Annotated in this window: 15 protein-coding genes; 6 read left to right on the top strand and 9 right to left on the bottom strand. The window is 64.7% G+C overall.

From position 1 onward, the window contains the following. Positions 1 to 30: 30 nt before the first annotated feature. Positions 31 to 1308, bottom strand: coding sequence for a polyhydroxyalkanoate depolymerase (locus C0Z19_RS16070; RefSeq protein WP_102610841.1), 1278 nt, complete (start codon positions 1306 to 1308; stop codon positions 31 to 33). A 292-nt stretch (positions 1309 to 1600) separates the two neighbouring features. Continuing rightward, on the bottom strand, positions 1601 to 3451 hold the full coding sequence (locus C0Z19_RS16065; protein ID WP_102610840.1) for a glycoside hydrolase family 15 protein: 1851 nt from the start codon (positions 3449 to 3451) through the stop codon (positions 1601 to 1603). 298 nt (positions 3452 to 3749) lie between these two features. Here C0Z19_RS16065 and C0Z19_RS16060 point away from each other — a divergent pair, with 298 nt between their 5' ends. After that, positions 3750 to 3995, top strand: a complete 246-nt coding sequence (locus C0Z19_RS16060; protein WP_102610839.1) for a hypothetical protein — start codon at positions 3750 to 3752, stop codon at positions 3993 to 3995. Between the two features lie 26 nt (positions 3996 to 4021). Here the strand turns inward: C0Z19_RS16060 and C0Z19_RS16055 are convergent, their stop codons facing one another. Continuing rightward, a complete protein-coding gene (locus C0Z19_RS16055; protein WP_102610838.1) occupies positions 4022 to 4180 on the bottom strand; it encodes a DUF3096 domain-containing protein in 159 nt (52 codons plus the stop codon). Here C0Z19_RS16055 and C0Z19_RS16050 point away from each other — a divergent pair. Then, positions 4179 to 5429 (top strand): lactonase family protein, encoded by a 1251-nt coding sequence (locus C0Z19_RS16050; RefSeq protein WP_102610837.1) that lies wholly within the window; start codon positions 4179 to 4181, stop codon positions 5427 to 5429. The genes C0Z19_RS16055 and C0Z19_RS16050 overlap by 2 nt on opposite strands. Positions 5430 to 5761: 332 nt before the next feature. Here C0Z19_RS16050 and C0Z19_RS29220 read toward each other — a convergent pair whose 3' ends face one another. After that, positions 5762 to 9112, bottom strand: coding sequence for an FtsK/SpoIIIE family DNA translocase (locus C0Z19_RS29220; RefSeq protein ID WP_102610835.1), 3351 nt, complete (start codon positions 9110 to 9112; stop codon positions 5762 to 5764). 37 nt (positions 9113 to 9149) lie between these two features. Then, positions 9150 to 9704 carry an META domain-containing protein gene (locus C0Z19_RS16035; protein ID WP_102610834.1) on the bottom strand — a complete coding sequence of 185 codons (555 nt, stop codon included), beginning with the start codon at positions 9702 to 9704 and terminating at the stop codon, positions 9150 to 9152. Between the two features lie 197 nt (positions 9705 to 9901). Between C0Z19_RS16035 and purT the strand changes: the two genes are divergently transcribed. Then, positions 9902 to 11116 (top strand): formate-dependent phosphoribosylglycinamide formyltransferase, encoded by a 1215-nt coding sequence (purT, locus tag C0Z19_RS16030; protein ID WP_102610833.1) that lies wholly within the window; start codon positions 9902 to 9904, stop codon positions 11114 to 11116. Positions 11117 to 11489: 373 nt separating this feature from the next. Further along, the gene (locus tag C0Z19_RS16025) at positions 11490 to 12929 is read left to right on the top strand and encodes a DEAD/DEAH box helicase (protein WP_102610832.1); all 1440 of its coding nucleotides are present in this window, start codon (positions 11490 to 11492) and stop codon (positions 12927 to 12929) included. 107 nt (positions 12930 to 13036) lie between these two features. Here the strand turns inward: C0Z19_RS16025 and C0Z19_RS16020 are convergent, their stop codons facing one another. Together C0Z19_RS16020 and C0Z19_RS16015 are read right to left on the bottom strand one after the other, a co-directional pair. Then, positions 13037 to 13564, bottom strand: a complete 528-nt coding sequence (locus C0Z19_RS16020; protein ID WP_102610831.1) for a hypothetical protein — start codon at positions 13562 to 13564, stop codon at positions 13037 to 13039. A 333-nt stretch (positions 13565 to 13897) separates the two neighbouring features. Next, on the bottom strand, positions 13898 to 14470 hold the full coding sequence (locus C0Z19_RS16015) for an Lrp/AsnC family transcriptional regulator (protein ID WP_102610830.1): 573 nt from the start codon (positions 14468 to 14470) through the stop codon (positions 13898 to 13900). Between the two features lie 199 nt (positions 14471 to 14669). On the opposite strand from C0Z19_RS16015, the gene C0Z19_RS16010 reads away from it, so the two are divergent. Beyond that, the gene (locus tag C0Z19_RS16010; protein WP_102610829.1) at positions 14670 to 15686 is read left to right on the top strand and encodes a 1-aminocyclopropane-1-carboxylate deaminase; all 1017 of its coding nucleotides are present in this window, start codon (positions 14670 to 14672) and stop codon (positions 15684 to 15686) included. 74 nt (positions 15687 to 15760) lie between these two features. Here the strand turns inward: C0Z19_RS16010 and gluQRS are convergent, their stop codons facing one another. Both gluQRS and C0Z19_RS16000 read right to left on the bottom strand, forming a co-directional pair. Beyond that, positions 15761 to 16747 (bottom strand): tRNA glutamyl-Q(34) synthetase GluQRS, encoded by a 987-nt coding sequence (gene gluQRS / locus C0Z19_RS16005; RefSeq protein ID WP_233196167.1) that lies wholly within the window; start codon positions 16745 to 16747, stop codon positions 15761 to 15763. After that, the gene (locus tag C0Z19_RS16000; protein ID WP_102610827.1) at positions 16744 to 17607 is read right to left on the bottom strand and encodes a sulfurtransferase; all 864 of its coding nucleotides are present in this window, start codon (positions 17605 to 17607) and stop codon (positions 16744 to 16746) included. Before C0Z19_RS16000 ends, gluQRS begins: the two co-directional genes overlap by 4 nt. A 202-nt stretch (positions 17608 to 17809) precedes the next feature. On the opposite strand from C0Z19_RS16000, the gene C0Z19_RS15995 reads away from it, so the two are divergent. Beyond that, on the top strand, positions 17810 to 18909 hold a 1100-nt coding region (locus C0Z19_RS15995), incomplete at its 3' end, for a PHP domain-containing protein (protein WP_146012081.1).

Below are 18909 nucleotides of genomic sequence, written 5' to 3'. Positions count from 1 at the left end.
GCCGCCGTATTCCGGCGGCGGTGCCAACCTTCAGGCCTCGACCGGCTCGCGCGTGCGCTTCGTTTCCCGATTGTGTTCCAGGATGAAGTCGCGCAATTGCGGGTAGATGATGGTGCGCCAGCGACGGCCCGAGAAGATGCCGTAATGGCCGCACTTTTCCGCGGTGAAGTGATGCTTGTTGTTGTCGGGGATACCCGTGCAGAGATCATGCGCGGCACGCGTTTGACCGCAGCCCGAGATATCGTCGAGCTCGCCTTCGATCGTAAACAACGCGGTTTTCCTGATGTCCTGCGGGCGGACGAGTTCGCCGTCGATCTCCCAGGTGCCGTCGGCGAGGCGGAACTCCTGGAACACGATGCGAATGGTGTCGAGATAGTATTCGGCCGCCATATCGAGCACGGCGTTGTACTCGTCGTAGAACTGGCGATGCGCTTCGGCGTCGTCTTCGTCCCCGCGCAACAGGCTTTGATAGAAATCCCAATGCGACGCAGCGTGACGCTCCGGGTTCATCGCGACGAAGCCCGCGTGCTGCAGGAAGCCCGGATAAACGTGGCGGCCCACGCCCGGATAATTCGACGGCACCGTATAGATCACGTTGTTCTCGAACCACGAGTACGAGCGCTGCATCGCCAGCGAATTGACCGACGTGGGGCTGCGGCGCGCATCGATCGGGCCGCCCATCATCGTCATCGTGCGCGGCGTGTCCTCGCCGCGGCTCGCCATCAGCGAGATGGCGGCGAGTACGGGCACCGTCGGCTGACAGACGGACAGCACGTGCAGATTCTTCGCGCCGATGTGGCGGATGAATTCCTGAATGTAGGCGACATAATCGTCGAGATGGAACGGACCATCTTCGAGCGGCACCATGCGCGCGTCCATCCAATCGGTGATGTAGACCTTGTGGTCCTGCAACAACGTGCGGACGGTGTCGCGCAGCAGCGTCGAATGGTGACCCGACAGCGGTGCGCACACGAGCACGACGGGCTCGTCCTTCAATTGCGCGACGGCGTCGCTGTCGTCGGCGAAGCGCTTGAAACGCAGCAGACGGCAAAACGGCTTTTCGATGATCGTTTGTTCGATGATCGGAATGTTATGGCCGTCTTTGACGATTTGATGAATATCGAACTCGGGCTTTTCGTAATCCTTGCCCAGCCGGTAGAGCAATTCATAGCCGGCCGACAGACGCGTCGCGCCAGGCACATAAGCGAAGGGACTGGCCGGGTTGGCGAAGGACTTCGAAGCGGCCTGCGCCCAGGCAGTCAGTGGGTTCAAGAGCGCGCGCTGAAACTCGTAAAACTGGTAAAGCATGATGTGAGGCTCCCGCGGGGGTGGGGACGGGGCAAAAAATAATGCGGCGCTCGGCGTCGCGGCTGGTCTTGAACGATTGCAACGGTGGTCGCTTGTGGCGGCGTTACTTAATTGATGATAAAGGAGAAACGTTGTTGGGTGCAATGCAGCAATCTTCTCGCCAGGAGGGTATTTTCCCCGATGAAGTTCGGCCGGTTCGCGCCGTCGGCCGTGCATTCGGGCTTGCCCGGGCCGCCGCAGCGGCGATGCATCGGAGCATGCCCCACAATGGGGCATGCTCCCGGTGGGTGCCCTAGAGCGCCTGATCGGCCAAATCGGGTCCTTCGGCGTGTCGTTTGCAGCCGGGGTGGCCCGTTTCGCCCGCCATTTCTTCTTCGTGTCGCATCAGATTCAACCCGGTATTAACGAGCGCAACATGTGAGAACGCTTGCGGGAAATTGCCGGTGAAGCGTTTCGTTTGCGGATCGAATTCCTCGGCCAGCAGGCCCACATCGTTCACGAGTCCGACGAGCCGGTCGTACATCGCGTGTGCTTCGTCCATCCGGCCTTGCAGCGCCAGATTGTCGACCATCCAGAAGCTGCAGGCGAGAAACGTCCCCTCGCCGGGCGGTAGCCCGTCATCGACCTTGTGCGTCCGATAGCGGAGCACGAACCCTTCGAACATCAAATCGTGTTCGATCGCAGCCATGGTCGAGGCAATGCGTGGGTCGTTCGGCGGCAAAAAGCCGAGCAGCGGTATCAGGAGCAGGCTCGCATCGACTTCGTCGCCGCCGTAGACCTGCGTGAACGTATGCCGCTCGTCGCTCCAGCCCTTTTCGCAGACATCGGCGTGGATTCGGTCTCGCACCGCACGCCACCGATCGAGCGGCGCAGATAGCTTGAATTTTTCGGCCGAGCGGATCGCCCGGTCGAACGCGACCCACGCCATCACTTTCGAGAAGGTGAACTGCTGTCGGCCGCTGCGCACTTCCCACAAGCCTTCGTCGGGTTCGGCCCAAATCGTTTCAAGGTGTTCGAGCATCACGGATTGAAGCGCCCATACGGCTTCGTCCGCATGCAATCCGCCTACGCGCGCCAGATGAAGGGCATTCATGACTTCGCCGTAGACGTCGAGTTGGAGTTGCCCCACCGCTTTGTTGCCGATGCGCACGGGCCGCGCGCCTTCATAGCCGGGCAGCCATTCGAGTTCGATTTCGGGTACGCGGCGCTCGCCTGCCACGCCGTAGAGAATCTGCGCTTGAGCGGGCGAGCCTGCAAGCGCGCGTTCGAGCCAGATGCGCCACGCGCGGGCCTCGTCATAGAACCCGCAGCGCATCAGCGCAAGCAGCGTGATCGTCGCATCGCGCAGCCAGCAAAAGCGGTAATCCCAGTTGCGCGTGCCGCCCAGCCGCTCGGGCAGCGAGGTGGTGGGCGCCGCGACGATGCCGCCCGTCGGCTCATAAGCGAGCGCTTTGAGCGTGATCAGCGAACGGCGAATCGGCGCTGCGTAGCGGCCTGTCACGCGGCATTGCGCAATCCAGTCGCGCCAGTGTTGCTCCGTACGCCCGAGCGCGTCGAACGGATCTTTGGCAGGGGGCAGCCGTTGATGCGAAACCGAATAGGCAAGCACGAAAGGAATGCGCTCGCCTGCCGAGACCGTGAACTGCGCGGCCGTATGCATGTTCTCGCCGCACAGTTGAACCGGCGTGCGCAGCACCACGGTATTGGGACCGACGACGGCTTTGATGCCCGGGCCGTGTTTGAACTGCGTGACCCACGGGATCGACAGTCCGTAATCGAAGCGCAAGGTCAGCTTCATCGACATCGGCACCTTGCCGCGCTTGCCTTCGACGATCCGCACGAGTTGCGAGCCGCCGTTGCCTGGTGGCATGAAGTCGATGACGGTGACCATGCCCTCCGCGCACTCGTGATCGGTCTCGAGGATGAGCGTGCCGTCGCGATAGCGGCGCGTGCGCGTGACGGGGCCTTCCACGGCGGGCGCGATGCGCCACGACCCGTTCGTATCGTCGCCGAGCAGGGCGGCGAAACAGGCGCCGGAATCGAATCGCGGCCAGCAGAGCCAGTCGACCGATCCATCACGGGAGATCAGCGCGGCCGTATGGCCGTCGCCGACGAGTGCGTAATCTTCGATGTGCGCGGGCATGGCGTCGGTATTTCTCCTGTCGTTCTTGTATCGGGCACGGCAACGCCGCGACGAACGCGGTGCGGGAGACCTGTCGATCTACCCGTTCGCGGGACAGACGTAGCAAAGCTTACGCCTTATGTCCGATCGGCCGCACCGGAAACGATTTTGCTTTTGCCATGGCGCAAGTTCGCTCGCTACAATCAGGTTTCGGGGATTCCGGCCACGCGCGGCCGATATAACGAGCTACGCATTAGCGGGTCGCGCACGGGGCCATCATCGCGCCGGTCATCAAACACTCAAAGCGAGAATTGACGCCATGCTGAATCCGTCGAAGGTCGACTGCATCACGATCCTCTCCGCAGCACGCGAGCTTGGCGAAGACGCCTTGCTCCACCTCGATCCCCGCACCCTCGGTCTCACGCGCAACGGCATGGAAACCGCCGCCGCGTTTCTGATCGAGCGTGCCTGTTTCAAACGTCACCGTGACGGTGGCGGTCAATACGCGGTCGGCGGTCTGTCGTTGCAAGGCAGGCTGCGGCTGGATCAGTTCGTCAACGGTTGAACGAGATGCGCGGCCGGTGCGCCACCTCACAAGTGCAACGAGTGAGTGCCCGGTCCGAGTAGCCCCATCACACCGATGATGATGAGGTAGATCGCGACAATGTAGTTCAACAGTCGCGGTGCGACCAAAATCAGAATGCCCGCGATCAGCGCTGCGAGCGGTCCCAAGCTGACGGAAATATTCATGGCGGCTCCTTTCAGGTTTGGCATCTTCGATGCAGCGCCACGGCGCGCATGTCCGGTAAGAGCCTCCGAGTGGCTCAAAGGTTTCATGATGACGGCCACATTCGCCGCGGCGAGCGCGTTTGCGCAGGGCAGCACAGCTGCGGCGGATGCGACCGCTTACAACCTGCTTGTCGGCACCTACACGGCGGGTGGCAAGAGCGAAGGTATCGATGTGTTTCGCTTCGACCCGGCGACAGGGCAGGTGCGGCCCCTGTCTTCGGTGAAGACAGTCAATCCCTCGTATCTCGTCGTATCCCGCGACCAGCGCTACGTCTATGCGGTCAATGAACTGCCTGGCGACAACGGTCCCGCAACGGAGCGTGGCGGCATCAGCGCCTTTACGTTCGATCCGCAAGCGGGCCGCTTGACCTTCATCAATCAGGTCTCGTCGGAAGGCAACGACCCGTGTTATCTGAGCTTGTCCCCGGATGGCCGCTACCTGCTGGCGGCAAATTATTCCGTTGCGGCCGATCCTGGCGGCAGCTTTGCGGTGTTTCCGCTGCAGGAAGGCGGGCGCGTCGGCACCGCGGTGCTCGTCGTGCATCAGCAGGGCGGGGGACCCGTGCAGGGCCGTCAGGATAATGCGCATGTTCACTCGACGGTGTTCACACCCGACGGCCGTTATCTGTTCACACAGGATCTCGGCAACGACAAGCTTTACGAGTACCGTTACACCAACGACGGCAGCCGCGGGCTGATCAGTCCGACGCCTGAGGGATACGTGCAGATGCCGGCAGGCTCGGGGCCGCGCCATCTCGTGTTCGACGCAGGCGGCCACTATGCTTATCTCACGAGCGAACTGGCCGGCACCGTGACGACGTTGCAGTACGCGAACGGCACGCTCAAGCCGCTGCAGACGCTAAAACTGACGGCACCGGGCTTCAAAGGCAAGATCGGCGCCGGGGCGATTCACTTGTCCCCCGACGGCAGATTCCTCTATGCGACGAACCGCGGCGACGCCAACGAAATCGTCATCTTCGCGGTCGATCCCTCCGACGGAATGCTCAGGCCGGTCGGCAGGCAATCGACGCTCGGCCGTACGCCGCGCGAGTTCGCGATCGATCCGACGGGCCGCTGGCTCATCGTCGGCAATCAGGACAGCGATACGGCCTACGTGTTTCGGCGCGACCCCGCGACGGGCATGCTGACGCAGCCCACGCGGCTCGACATCGGCTCGCCGGTCGACTTCAAGTTCACGCCGTCCTCGTAATCGCCATAGACGATGCAGCGGCAAGGCATGGTTTCCGCCTGGAGTTGCGCCATTTTTTACGCCATTTCCGCGTGCCTTCCGTTCAGCCGTTTACTGCAACGCGCGTGCCGGGCCACAAGCAGACGCGCGGGCGCGCATGTTCGCGGTCCGCCCGCTCGGGCGTTCGGCGGCTCTGGGCAGGGACGCAGGCGGCTACGGGGAAGCAGGCGCGGCATCGATCGGCTTTCATCGGCTGGTTTTTGCAATCGCTGCGCATCTTTTACCGCGTGGAGCGATTCGGGCGCCCGTGAAATGGCGACGGACGGTTCACCGATTGGCCGATCGGCGCGCCGTCACGGCTCAGAGCTCGGCGGCGCGAGGACCTCGCGGCTGCCGTTGATCCCCATCGACGAAACGAGTCCCGCTGCCTCCATTTGTTCGACGAGGCGCGCGGCGCGGTTGTAACCGATCCGCAATTGACGTTGCACGGCCGAGATCGATGCGCGGCGCGTGCGCACGACGAAAGCGACGGCTTCGTCGTACAGCGGATCCGCTTCGGCGTCGGGCGCATCGCCGAACAGATCTTGCGCCGCCCCTTCGGTTGCCGGGCCGTCGAGGATGCCTTCCTCGTACTCGGGCTCGCCGAACTGCTTCAGATACTCGACGACGCGATGGACTTCTTCGTCGGAGACGAAGGCGCCATGGACGCGCTGCGGGTAGCCGGTGCCGGGCGGCAGGAACAGCATGTCGCCCTGGCCCAGCAGCGATTCCGCACCCATCTGGTCGAGAATCGTGCGCGAATCGATTTTCGATGAAACCTGGAACGCCACCCGGGTCGGGATGTTCGCTTTGATGAGACCGGTGATGACGTCGACCGAAGGACGCTGAGTCGCGAGAATCAAATGGATGCCCGCGGCTCGCGCCTTCTGCGCGAGGCGCGCGATGAGCTCTTCGATCTTTTTCCCCGCAACCATCATCAGATCGGCGAGCTCGTCGATGACGACGACGATCAGCGGCAACGGCGACAGGGGTTCCGGCGCTTCGGGCGTCAGCGAAAACGGATTGCCGATCTTCTTGCCGGCCGCCTGTGCGTCGCGCAGCTTTTGGTTGAAGCCGGCCAGATTGCGCACGCCGACGGCCGACATGAGCCGATAGCGCTTTTCCATTTCGCCGACACACCAGTTCAACGCATTCGCCGCGAGCTTCATGTCCGTGACGACGGGCGCAAGCAGATGCGGAATGCCCTCGTAGACCGACAGCTCGAGCATCTTCGGATCGATCATGATCAGCCGCACTTCTTCGGGCGTCGCCTTGAAGAGCAGCGAGACGATCATCGCGTTGATGGCGACGGACTTGCCCGAACCCGTCGTGCCGGCCACGAGCATGTGCGGCGCCTTGGCGAGGTCGGTGACGACCGGATGGCCCGTGATGTCCTTGCCCATCGCGAGCGTGAGCTTCGAGGCCGAGTTGCGATAGGGCGTGGCAGCGAGAATCTCGGACAGCGCGATCGTCTGGCGCTTCGCGTTCGGCAGTTCGAGTCCCATGCAGGTCTTGCCGGGAATCGTCTCCACGACGCGGATCGACGTGAGTCCGAGTCCGCGCGACAAGTCTTTCATCAGGCCGACGATCTGACTGCCGCGCACGCCGAGCGCCGGCTCGATTTCGAAGCGCGTGATGACGGGGCCCGCCGAAGCGCCGACCACGGTCACGGGCACTTTGAATTCCTGCAAGCGCTGCTCGATAAGTTGGCCCGTCTGCGCGAGGCGTTCGGCCGGGATCTCTTCGGTTTCCGTGGATGCGGGGTCGAGCAGATCGAGGTTCGGCAGCTCGATGGCCGAGGCCGCCGGCGCATGGAACGTAAATTCGGCGCCGCCATGGCCACGTAGCGGGGACCGCACGGCGGGCTCCGCTGTGGTTTCTTCCCGTTCGACGGGAGCCACGGTGTCGGGGGCGGCGGCGATGGATGGCGGCGATGACTGTATCGGCGTCGGTATCGATGTCGGCTCGGGCGTGATCGAGGGCGGTTCGGATGCGGTCGATGGTGTCGCTGCCGGCTCGGCGGGACGCGACTCTTCCGCCTTGGGCGCAGATGGAAGTTCGAGCAGCACGTTCTGCTCACGCTGGGGCGCCGCGCTTGCCGTTGGCGATTCGTTCGCCACAGTGGCTGTGCCCATGGACGCGAAGGCGTGGGTGGGCGGCAGCGCGGCCGTTTGCGACGGGAGGCCCGTCGTCAGGACAGCGCGCGCGGGCGGCGAGGCGGTTTCAGGCACGAGCACGCTGGCGCCCGGCGGGTCGGGGGCGTCATGGTCCATCCATGGCGCGGTCGACTCGACGCTGGATTGCGCATCGCTGGCGTCGCTGGCAGCCTCGGCCCGGTCGCTCGCACCGACCGGAATGGCAGTGTGGTCAACTGCCTCCTCGGCGGATGGCGTCGCTACAGGTGCCGCCGCATGGTGCTCCGGCAAGTTGTCGGCGCGAGCCGTGTCGAACACGCTGCGCGCGGCCTGCTCGTCAACCGCTGCGTCCGGGGTTTGCGGCGCCGGCGCGACGTCGGTCTCGTGGGCGGCGGGCGAATGGCTGTCTGCCGCGGATGGCGTGCTTCCCGCTGGCGCAGCGGGCATCCCTGCCTGCGGATCGGCCTCGGACATCCTCTGCACGGTTGCCGCGCCGCGGCGCGCGAGGCTCGAACTGGCGAGGGCGGTCCATTGCGCGGCATTGGCCTCGATGGCCCGCAGCGTTTCAAGCACGCCCGGCGATCGCTCGGCCGTCGCGTCAGAGCCGCTGCCGGCGTCGAAGGAAGGGGCGCGTTGGACCTGGATTGTCTGGGGGCGTGCCACAGTCCGAGGCTGTGCCGTGGGACCGGGGCGGGGCTGACTAACCGGTGCGGTCGTCGGCGCGGAATTCTTGGAACCCGGTGGGGTTCCCGCGCGCGCGGATGCCGCCGCCGACGCTTGTGTCGCACGCAGCCCTGCATAGCCGACCGAGGCAGGCGAGCCGCCTTCAGCTGCGCGCGAGTACACGGGTGTCGACGCCGTGCGAGCCGGCACGTTTGCCGGCCCGTAAGACCGGGAACGTGTGGCAGCCCGAGGGGCCGTGTTCGCCGCAGCCGTCGGCCTCCCATTCGCAGCGCGAGCGTCGCGCGAACCGACGCCCGAGACCGACGCTCCCGTGCGCGGGTTGACGGGCGGCTGCCAAACGGTCGGCCGGGCGTAACGGCCTGTCGATTTCGGCGCCATGACATTGGTGGTGCTCGTGCGCACGACCGAACTGCCCGCGCCGCGCATTGCCCGCGGCTCGCCCTCGCGCGCGCTTGCCGCGGTATGCGACGGCGCGCTCGACCGCATGTTCAGACCGAGGCCGAAGGCGCGGTCGGCCCAGCGCAGCGCATCGCGCCAGCGAAAACCGAGAAGCCAAGGCAGCGACGCCAGCATCAATGCGGGCAGCACGAAGTACGACCCGCGGCCCAGCACATGCAGCGAGGCGCCGAGCAGGGCGTGCCCGAGCGCATTGCCCGTCTGCGGCGCGAGCGCCGCTTCAAGCGAGCCGCTGCCGATCAGAACGCCGGCGAACCCCAGCCCGAGCCGGATCTTGCCGCGTCCGCGCGCGCCGCTGTCGCGCATCATGGCCGCGAGCGCGAGACGCACGGCCAGGGGCGCGAACCAAATCGACGAGACACCGAACCAGCCGAAAACTACCGTATGCATAGAAGGTAAAACATTCGGGAAAGACGCGCCGCGCGCATCATCGGGATTCGCGCGCGAACGTCAGCGTGAGGCCGGTCGTCGCGATGATTCGCATTTCCTGCGGCGGTCGCATTTGCACGAGCGTCGTGCCGATGTGCGCCAAGGCGTCCAGATAGGCCTGCTCGAGCCGGTCGGCGTCCGGGCCGCATGTCTTGCGCGTCGTCGCCAGAGGACCGAACGTCATGTTGCCGCTGGCGAGATTGTAAGTGCCCGAGAATCGGTTGCAGCCCGCAAAACCGCTTGCGCGACGCTGGCCCGAGTTGGTGTCGAGCGTGAGCGTAGGCGCCGCCGTCGGGTCGGCCGGAACGTCGAGCGCGGGACGGCCGTCGCTCGTCTGCGCGCGTTTGAGCACCCAGCTCGTGTCGTCGAGCAGTTGCACGCCGGCCGGATTGAGCGGATTGCCGGGCCCGGCAGCGGAATCCGGGTGTGTCGGCATCGTGCAACCAGCGAGCGCGAGTGCAACCGCAACCGCGAACGCGCCGACGCACGGCGACAAGCGCTTGCGCGAGGCGCCGGAGGCGTCTCGGGACGGCGCATTGAGTGGAGTCGACATGGCCCCGAACCTTCTTTTTGAACTGACGAAGGCGTAAGGGTAACGCACTCCCGTTGCACCGCGTGAGCGGATGCGTGTCGCAACCGCCTTGTCCGAACGGACAACGTGTGCCTGGGCGTATGCGCCCGAGGCCGAATGACGGCGCCGCGCATGTTAGGATCGGCCCTCTTTCCAATATACGGATACGGGATCACGTCATGCAGATCGGTCAACGGATCGGCACGCCGCTCTCGCCCTCGGCCACGCGCGTCATGCTGCTCGGGGCAGGCGAACTCGGCAAGGAAGTCATCATCGCGCTTCAGCGGCTGGGCGTCGAAGTCATCGCCGTCGATCGTTACCCGAATGCGCCGGGCCACCAGGTCGCACATCGCGCCCATACGATCGACATGACCGATGCCGAGGCGATCAAAGCCCTCGTGCAAGCCGAACGGCCGCATCTGGTCGTGCCCGAAATCGAGGCGATCGCGACCGATGCCCTGGCCGATATCGAAGCTCAGGGGCTGGCCGAAGTCATCCCGACCGCGCGCGCGACGCAACTCACGATGAACCGTGAAGGCATTCGCCGCCTCGCGGCCGAGACACTGGGGTTGCCGACTTCGCCGTATGCATTTGCCGATTCTGTTGAATCGTTCAAGGCCGCGGTCGCCCGCATCGGTTATCCGTGCGTCGTGAAGCCCGTCATGTCGTCTTCGGGCAAAGGTCAGTCCGTCCTGCGCGGCGACGCCGACCTCGACCACGCCTGGCAATACGCGACGGCCGGTGCGCGCGTCAATGTGGGGCGCGTCATCGTCGAGGGGTTCGTCACGTTCGACTACGAAATCACGTTGCTGACCGTGCGCGCCGTCGATCCTGCCACCGGGACCGTGCAGACGTCGTTTTGCGAACCGATCGGCCACTTGCAGGTCGACGGCGACTACGTGCAGTCGTGGCAGCCGCAACCGATGTCGGCGGCAGCGCTTGCCCGCGCCAGAGAGATCTCCGAGGGGGTCACGAGCGCGCTGGGCGGGCGAGGCGTCTTCGGCGTCGAGCTGTTCGTGCGCGGGGACGAAGTCTGGTTCTCCGAAGTCAGTCCGCGTCCTCACGATACCGGGCTCGTTACGCTGCGCTCGCAGCGCCTGTCGGAGTTCGAACTGCATGCGCGCGCGATTCTCGGGCTGCCCGTCGATACGTCCCTGTCGGAGCCGGCCGCTTCGGCCGTTATTTACGGTGGGCTCGATGAAGCCGGCATTGCGTTCGAAGGCGTGCGCGAGGCGCTTTCGGTGCCCGGCGCGGACCTGCGCCTGTTCGGCAAACCCGAGAGCTTCAAGAAGCGTCGCATGGGCGTAGCCGTGGCGACCGGCGCGAACATCGACGAAGCGCGCGAGCGTGCGCTCGAGGCCGCCGCAGCAGTGCGGCCGGTGTCGACGCGCTGATCTTTCGCTGCCCGGGGCGTGCTCCAGGCTCTTGTAGGGCGCGCGTCCGGCAGCGGCCGGCCGGCGCGGGCAAGGGAAGCTGCGGCGCGCTGCAAAGGGTTCGATCGGGCCCGATCCCGTCGCTTACGCGGCCGGGTTGGCCTGGGCACGGCTCGTGCAACCTTGCAGTGCTACAATACCGGCCTTTCCGGCGGCATGTCCGTCGGCTGGAGCCGGCCACGCGCGAAGCGCGGTCCTTTCGGGCGTCCTCCGCGAGAGCGTGAGACTTGCCGTGGCTCCGCCTTCACGTCGATCTCTATCGAGCGGCTGTGCGGCCGCAGCCGCGCGCTCGACCGACGCAGCGCTTAGCGGCGCACTTTTAGCGAACGCCACCATGTCCGATCCCGCTGTCACGCCTATTACCGAGACTTTCGACCAGTTCGGTCTCGCCCCGGAAATTCTGAGGGCCGTCGCCGAACAGGGCTACTCCACGCCTACGCCGATCCAGGCGCAGGCGATCCCGGTCGTCTTGTCCGGACGCGACGTCATGGGCGCCGCGCAAACCGGCACCGGCAAGACGGCGAGCTTCTCTCTGCCGATCATTCAGCGCTTGCTGCCCGCCGCGAGTACGAGCGCGTCGCCGGCGCGCCACCCGGTACGCGCACTGATCCTCACGCCGACGCGCGAATTGGCCGACCAGGTTGCAGCGAACGTGCAGTCGTACGGGAAGCACACGCCGCTGCGCAGTGCTGTGGTGTTCGGCGGCGTCGACATGAATCCGCAGTCGGCCGAGCTGCGGCGTGGCGTTGAAATTCTGATTGCGACGCCGGGCCGCCTGCTCGACCACGTTCAGCAAAAAACCGCCAATCTAGGACAGGTGCAGATCCTCGTCCTCGACGAGGCCGATCGCATGCTGGACATGGGCTTTTTGCCCGATTTGCAGCGCATTCTCAATTTGTTGCCCAAAGAACGTCAGACGCTGCTTTTTTCGGCCACGTTCTCACCCGAGATCAAGAAGCTCGCCTCGACCTATCTGCGCAACCCGCAGACGATCGAAGTCGCGCGCAGCAACTCGACGGCGACAAATGTCACGCAGCTCGTCTATGAAGTGGCAGAAGGCGACAAGACGGGCGCCGTCGTGCAACTGATCCGCGAGCGCGAACTGAAACAGGTGATCGTTTTCTGCAACAGCAAGATCGGCGCAAGCCGGCTCGCGAGGCAGCTCGAACGTGACGGTGTAGTCGCCACCGCCATCCACGGCGACAAGACGCAAAACGAGCGCATGCAGGCGCTCGATGCGTTCAAGCGCGGCGAAATCGAGGCGCTCGTCGCAACCGACGTCGCTGCGCGCGGGCTCGATATCGTCGAGTTGCCGGCTGTCATCAACTTCGATTTGCCGTTCAACGCCGAGGACTATGTTCACCGCATCGGACGGACGGGGCGCGCGGGGGCGTCGGGCGATGCACTATCGCTTTGCAGCCACAACGAACGCAAGCAATTGGCCGACATTGAAAAGCTGATCAAGAAGCCGCTGCAGGTGCAGCAGCTTACCGTGCAAGTGCCGGCGCGCCGGGGGCGCGAGGATCATGCCCGTCGCGAACGCGACGAGCATCCGGGGCGGCGTCGGGCGGGCGGACACGAACGCACGAGCTATCGCGTCAATCACGCGCCGATCGACGATTTCTTCCTGAAGCCCTATGAGCCCTCGCCCTCCGCGCGGAAGGAAGACGAAACGAAAAAGACCGAGGCTGCGCCCGGGAAAGCGCCGAAGCAGCCGCTCGCGGCGCTGCTTGGCGGATTTGGGATGCCGCGGCGAAATAGTTCGTCCTCCTAACCAAATAGCAGGGCTTGCCGGGCGCTCTACCACTGTAAGTTTTTGCCGCAGCGGTGCCGCGCGGTGCCAACGCCCTCGGGACGTGGAGGGCGGGCGGCTCGCGCCGGCTAGAAGATGGCGGCCAGGCCGCCGAGCACGCCCGTTGCGATACCGGCAGGGATCTCGACGGGGGCGAGCGCGGCAATGACTGCCACGGCGCCAACGGCGATCGCCGCGCCCTCGACGATCGGAACGACACTGCTGCCATGTGATGCCGCCGGCGCCGAATTCGCGTTGGATGCGTCTCTGGAAAGGCCAAGCTGCTTATCGCTTGCTGCTCGATCTTTCGCGCCCTGTGCGTCAGCGGCGGCTCGCTCCTTCGCACCGGCGGCATCGGCCGCAGCTCTCTCCTTCGCGCCTGCGGCGTCGGCCGCGGCTCTTTCCTTCGCACCTGCGGCGTCGGCGGCAGCTCTGTCTGCTGCACCGCCATCGTCGTTGCGAGCGACGATCAATGGACCCCCGGCGTCATTGGCGGACGAGGCGCTGGCGGGGACGGCTGTCGGCGCCGCTGACGGCGCAAGCGATCCCATGTCGTTCGGAGTCGGCATTTGCGCGTAGGTCGCAATCGGGGAGCGGCCGATGTCAGCTGGAAACATGGATGGTTTTCTCCTTGGGAGTGGTTCGAAAGGCTGCCAAACGCGAGGTGCTGCGCGGCAGCGTTACGCAGATGGTCAGTCAACTGTTACCGCGTTGCGGCGAGTGAGCGTGCGCAACGCACTGTCCATTTGCTACCCAGGAGTCTATTTACCGCTGTAACAGCTGTGTTTCCGTCGACCCGTAGTGAAAACGATATTGATCGGACGCTACGCTGCGAACTGCATGGCGGGTACGACCCTTTGCAGCGTCAGCTGGCCCGCGAGATAGCGGCTTGATAGGATCGCGCGCGTTGTCATCGCTACATCAATATGCTTAGCAGTCCTGACTGATCGCTAGCCGAGCGGAAACTCCGTCGTCGACAAGATCTCCTTGAGCACCATAAACGAGCGGATTTGCCGCACCCCCGGCAGGTAAAGCAATTGCTCGGCATGCAGCCGGTTGAAGCTTTCGCTATCGCGCGTGCGCACGAGCATGAAGTAGTCGAATTCGCCCGTCACGACGTGACATTCCATGCATCCTGAGACGTCGCGCGCTGCTTGCTCGAACGCGGCGAACGCATCGGGCGTCGACCGGTCCAGCACGATCCCGATCACAACGAGCATCCCCGCGCCGACAGCCTTCGGCTCGAGCAATGCCACGATGCTTCGTATCATGCCGAGCGCTTTGAGCCGTTCCACGCGCCGCAGGCATGCGGGTGCGCTGAGCCTGACCTTGCGCGCCAACGCAACGTTCGAGATCGATGCATCGTGCTGGAGTTGCTTGAGGATCGCCCGATCGATGCGGTCGAGTTGCGAGAGACCGACCTGTTCCTGCTTCGCGGGCGAGTGGTCGGTGGCCCGCGCCGAAATGGAGCGAGACGGCGACGCGGCATGACGAGCAGGGCCACGCAATTTCGTTGCGCACATAGCGGTAACGGGAAGAGTTCGTTAGGGAAGACCGAAATATTGATAATTAAAATTAAGCAGTGCCCCGCAACTTTGCAAGCTCATTTCGTCGATACATCCCTATCATCTTCCGGTATGCGGCGGCTCATCTTTTCTTTGAGCGGCATCGCCCATCCTTGACCGCGCTTGCCAGCGCGCGCTCCACCGACTGGAGGCTTCGATGAATCTGCAACGATTCCCTCGTTATCCCTTGACGTTTGGCCCGACACCTATTCATCCGTTGGCGCGCTTGAGTGCGCACCTGGGCGGCAAGGTCGAGCTTTATGCGAAGCGCGAGGACTGCAACAGCGGTCTCGCGTTCGGCGGCAACAAGACACGCAAGCTCGAATACCTCGTGCCCGAAGCCATCGAGCAAGGCTGCGATACGCTCGTGTCGATCGGCGGAATTCAGTCGAATCAGACGCGGCAGGTCGCGGCCGTCGCCGCGCATCTGGGCATGAAGTGCGTGCTCGTGCAGGAGAACTGGGTCAACTCCTATGACGCCGTCTATGATCGCGTCGGCAACATCGAGCTCTCGCGCATCCTCGGCGCGGATGTTCGTCTCGTACCGGACGGTTTCGATATCGGCATTCGTAAGAGTTGGGAGGAGGCGCTCGAGAGCGTGCGCGCCGCCGGCGGCAAACCGTATGCCATTCCGGCCGGTTGCTCGGAGCACCGGCTGGGCGGACTAGGGTTCGTCGGCTTTGCTCAGGAGGTGCGCCAGCAGGAGGCTGAACTCGGATTTCGCTTCGACTACATCGTCGTCTGCTCGGTGACAGGCAGCACGCAGGCCGGCATGGTGGTCGGTTTCGCCGATGACGGGCGCGCCGATCGCGTGATCGGCATCGACGCTTCGGCCAAGCCCGAGGCCACCCGCGCGCAGATCGCGCGCATCGCAGAGCATACGGCGGAACTCGTTGGTCTGGGCCGCTCCATCAAGCCGAACGACGTCGTGCTCGATACGCGTTACGGCGGCCCCGAGTACGGTTTGCCGAACGAAGGCACGCTCGAAGCGATTCGTTTGTGCGCGCGCATGGAAGGCATGCTGACCGACCCCGTTTACGAGGGCAAGTCGATGCACGGCATGATCGATAAGGTGCGGCGGGGCGAATTCGAGCCCGGCTCGCGCGTGCTCTACGCCCACCTGGGTGGCGCGCCCGCGCTGAGTGCCTACAGCTTCATCTTTCGCGACGGATGAACGGCAGATGAGTGCCAGTCAGGGCTGGTGCGTGATCGACGACCGAATACGGTGAGCCGGCGCGCTGGCTCGCGTCAACGCTGTGCGTCCGAGCCGCCATCGACGAATCGCTGTGCCCAAGCTGCGACAGCGTCGTCGTAGAACGCGTCGAGGGAGGTGTAGGCCTGCGCGGCGAGGTGGGGACGAGCGGTGGTGTTGTCAGCATCACATGCGAGCGCAAGCCCCAGGTGCCGGGCAGCCGCGACGAGTGCCGGCAGCGGATCGTTGCGATCGAGCGCGCGGGCGCCCGTCTGCTTGCTGAGCTTTTCGCCTTCGGCGGTGACAACAACCGGTACATGCAGATACGAGGGTGTCGGCACGCCCAGGCAGCGCTGCAAATAGATCTGGCGCGCCGTTGAATCAAGCAGGTCCGCACCCCGCACGACGTGCGTGATGGCTTGTTCGGCATCGTCGACGACGACCGCGAGTTGATATGCCCACTGCCCATCGGCGCGCTTGAGCACGAAATCGCCCACTTCGAGCGCAAGATTTTGCGTCTGCGTCCCTTGCCATCGATCTTCGAACGTGACTTCGGCATCGGCGCCATCGGGCACGCGCAATCGCCAGGCGCGCGCGATCTTCCCGTGCAGGCCGGTGCGACAAGTGCCAGGGTAAGCGAGGGTCGTATGGCGCTCGTGCGCGTTCGCCAGAGAGTCGGCAATTTCCTTACGCGTGCAGCCGCAGGGATAGACGAGCCCTGCGTGCTCGAGACGGTCGAATGCCCGCGCGTAATGGGCCGTGCGCGTGCTTTGCCAGACGGGCGGCTCGTCGCTTTCCATGCCGAAGCGCGCAAGTGTTTCCAGGATGGCGCGATCGGCGCCCGGCACTGTGCGCGGTCCATCGATGTCTTCGATTCGCACGAGCCAGACGCCGCCATGTGCGCGTGCATCGAGATAGCTCGCGAGTGCGCCGACGAGCGAGCCGGCGTGAAGCAGACCGGTAGGCGACGGCGCAAAGCGACCCCGGTACGTCGGCTGCGGGCCCGTCGCGCGCGGCCCGTTAGGCGTAGCGGGACGGGTCACGCCGTGCGCGCCGGGTCCTTGTCCGGATGGCATGCGGGACACGTCTTGCCGGGCGTGTACAGCGGCGAGCGTTGCGCTTCGGGTGCAACGACCGCGCGACAGCCGAAGCATTGCACGGTTTCGGTCGGTTCCAACTGCGGGTTGAGCGCGGTGCGGTAGTCGAAGACAAAGCACTCGCCGCGATAATGCGCGCCGCCGACCTCTTCGAAATACTTGAGAATGCCGCCTTCGAGCTGATAGACGTGCTCGATGCCGGCCTCTTTCATATGGATGGCCGCTTTCTCGCAACGGATGCCGCCGGTGCAGAAGGAAACGACGGTCTTGCCTTCGAGCTCGTCGCGACGCGCCTCGACGATGCCCGGGAATTCGCTGAATTTCGTGATCCGGTAATCGATCGCATCTTCGAAGGTGCCGACATCGACCTCGAACGCATTGCGCGTATCGAGCATGACGACAGGGCGGCCTTCGTCGTCGTGGCCGCTATCGAGCCAGCGCTTGAGCGTCGGCGCGTCGACCGACGGTGCGCGGCCAAGCTCCGGCTTGATCGCCGGCTTGTGCATCGTGATGATTTCGCGCTTGCGTTTGACCAGCATGCGGCGAAACGGCTGCGTTTCCGAGAGGCTTTCTTTGAACTGCAAATCGGCGAATTTGCCCTCGAACAGCGGATCGCCGCGCAGGTAGTCGACGAATTCGCGCGTTGCTTCGGGCGTGCCCGCGACAAAGAGGTTGATGCCCTCGGGCGCGAGCAGGATGGTGCCGCGCAGGCCGAGCGCCGTACACCGCTCGATGAGCAGCGGACGCCAGGTGTCGATGGCGTCGATGGTGACGAAGCGGTAGGCGGCGAGATTGACGATACGCATGATGGCGGTGCAATGATTAAAGCCGCCGCAACGGCCGGCGCGGCGACCGCCCTGAATGGGCGGGGCGGCATGATCGCCGGAACTCGAGGCCCGGGCGGCGCGGCAAGGGGCGAAAACCGTATTATCCCGCAAACTGCCGATGGTCCGTCATTGGCCGTTCGGCCGGACTGCGCAGCCGGAGGCCGGATGTACAATACGGCCCATGTCAGATCCTCGCTTCGTCCATCTCCGCGTCCATTCCGAATTTTCGATCGCCGACGGCATCGTGCGCCTTGACGACATCGTCAAAGCCGCTGCCGACGACGGTCAGGGCGCGCTCGCATTGACCGATCTCGCGAATGCTTTCGGTCTCGTCCGGTTCTACAAGGAAGCCCGCGGCAAAGGCGTGAAGCCGATCGCCGGCTGCGACGTCTGGGTCATGAACCCGGACGATCGCGACAAACCGTCGCGTCTGCTGTTGCTCGTCAAAGATCGGCGCGGTTACCTGAACTTGTGCGAATTGCTGACGAAGGCGTGGCTTACGAACCAATATCGCGGACGCGCGGAACTCGACACGCAATGGCTCGACTCGCCGCTCAGCGAGGGCCTGATCGCATTGTCCGGCGCCCAGCAAGGCGACATCGGCCTCGCGCTCGCCGCCGGCAACGAGCAGGCGGCGAGGCGCCATGCCGAACGTTGGGCTGCGCGCTTTCCGAACGCGTTCTACATCGAGCTGCAACGCGCCGGCCAGCCCGGCGGCGAGGCGTACGTGCAGCAGGCGGTGGCGCTCGCTTCGGCTTTGAAGCTGCCCGTCGTCGCGACCCATCCGGTCCAATTCATGACGGCCGACGATTACACGGCGCACGAAGCGCGCGTCTGTATTTCGGAAGGCGACATACTCGCGAATCCGCGGCGTCCGAAACGCTTCACGACCGAACAGCGGTTCTGCACGCAGGACGAGATGGCGGAGCGATTCGCCGATATTCCGTCGGCGCTCGCCAATACCGTTGAAATTGCCAAGCGCTGCAATCTGACGCTCGAACTCGGCAAGCCGAAGCTGCCGCTGTTCCCGACGCCCGACGGCATGTCGCTCGACGACTATCTCGTCCAGCTCTCGAAAGAGGGCCTGGAAAAGCGCCTCGTCGAGCTTTTTGCCGACGAGGCCGAGCGCTCGCGCGAGCGCGAGAAGTACTACCAGCGGCTCGACTTCGAGTGCGGCACGATCATCAAGATGGGCTTTCCGGGCTACTTCCTGATCGTGGCGGACTTCATCAACTGGGCCAAGAACAACGGCGTGCCGGTGGGGCCGGGGCGGGGTTCCGG

Source organism: Trinickia soli, from assembly GCF_002879855.1.
GTDB classification, from domain to species: Bacteria; Pseudomonadota; Gammaproteobacteria; order Burkholderiales; family Burkholderiaceae; genus Trinickia; species Trinickia soli.
The sequence above is the reverse complement of the archived record's forward strand: the minus strand, read 5'-3'. Positions and strand labels throughout refer to the sequence as shown.

Coding starts and splice junctions, on each gene's coding strand:
- C0Z19_RS16010 (WP_102610829.1), top strand. CDS start 14,670: ATGAATCTGCAACGATTCCCTCGTTATCCCTTGACGTTTGGCCCGACA.
- C0Z19_RS16060 (WP_102610839.1), top strand. CDS start 3,750: ATGCTGAATCCGTCGAAGGTCGACTGCATCACGATCCTCTCCGCAGCA.
- C0Z19_RS16065 (WP_102610840.1), bottom strand. CDS start 3,451: ATGCCCGCGCACATCGAAGATTACGCACTCGTCGGCGACGGCCATACG.
- C0Z19_RS16000 (WP_102610827.1), bottom strand. CDS start 17,607: ATGCGTATCGTCAATCTCGCCGCCTACCGCTTCGTCACCATCGACGCC.
- purT (WP_102610833.1), top strand. CDS start 9,902: ATGCAGATCGGTCAACGGATCGGCACGCCGCTCTCGCCCTCGGCCACG.
- C0Z19_RS16050 (WP_102610837.1), top strand. CDS start 4,179: ATGGCGGCTCCTTTCAGGTTTGGCATCTTCGATGCAGCGCCACGGCGC.
- C0Z19_RS16070 (WP_102610841.1), bottom strand. CDS start 1,308: ATGCTTTACCAGTTTTACGAGTTTCAGCGCGCGCTCTTGAACCCACTG.
- C0Z19_RS16025 (WP_102610832.1), top strand. CDS start 11,490: ATGTCCGATCCCGCTGTCACGCCTATTACCGAGACTTTCGACCAGTTC.
- C0Z19_RS29220 (WP_102610835.1), bottom strand. CDS start 9,112: ATGCATACGGTAGTTTTCGGCTGGTTCGGTGTCTCGTCGATTTGGTTC.
- C0Z19_RS16015 (WP_102610830.1), bottom strand. CDS start 14,470: ATGTGCGCAACGAAATTGCGTGGCCCTGCTCGTCATGCCGCGTCGCCG.
- C0Z19_RS16020 (WP_102610831.1), bottom strand. CDS start 13,564: ATGTTTCCAGCTGACATCGGCCGCTCCCCGATTGCGACCTACGCGCAA.
- C0Z19_RS16035 (WP_102610834.1), bottom strand. CDS start 9,704: ATGTCGACTCCACTCAATGCGCCGTCCCGAGACGCCTCCGGCGCCTCG.
- C0Z19_RS16055 (WP_102610838.1), bottom strand. CDS start 4,180: ATGAATATTTCCGTCAGCTTGGGACCGCTCGCAGCGCTGATCGCGGGC.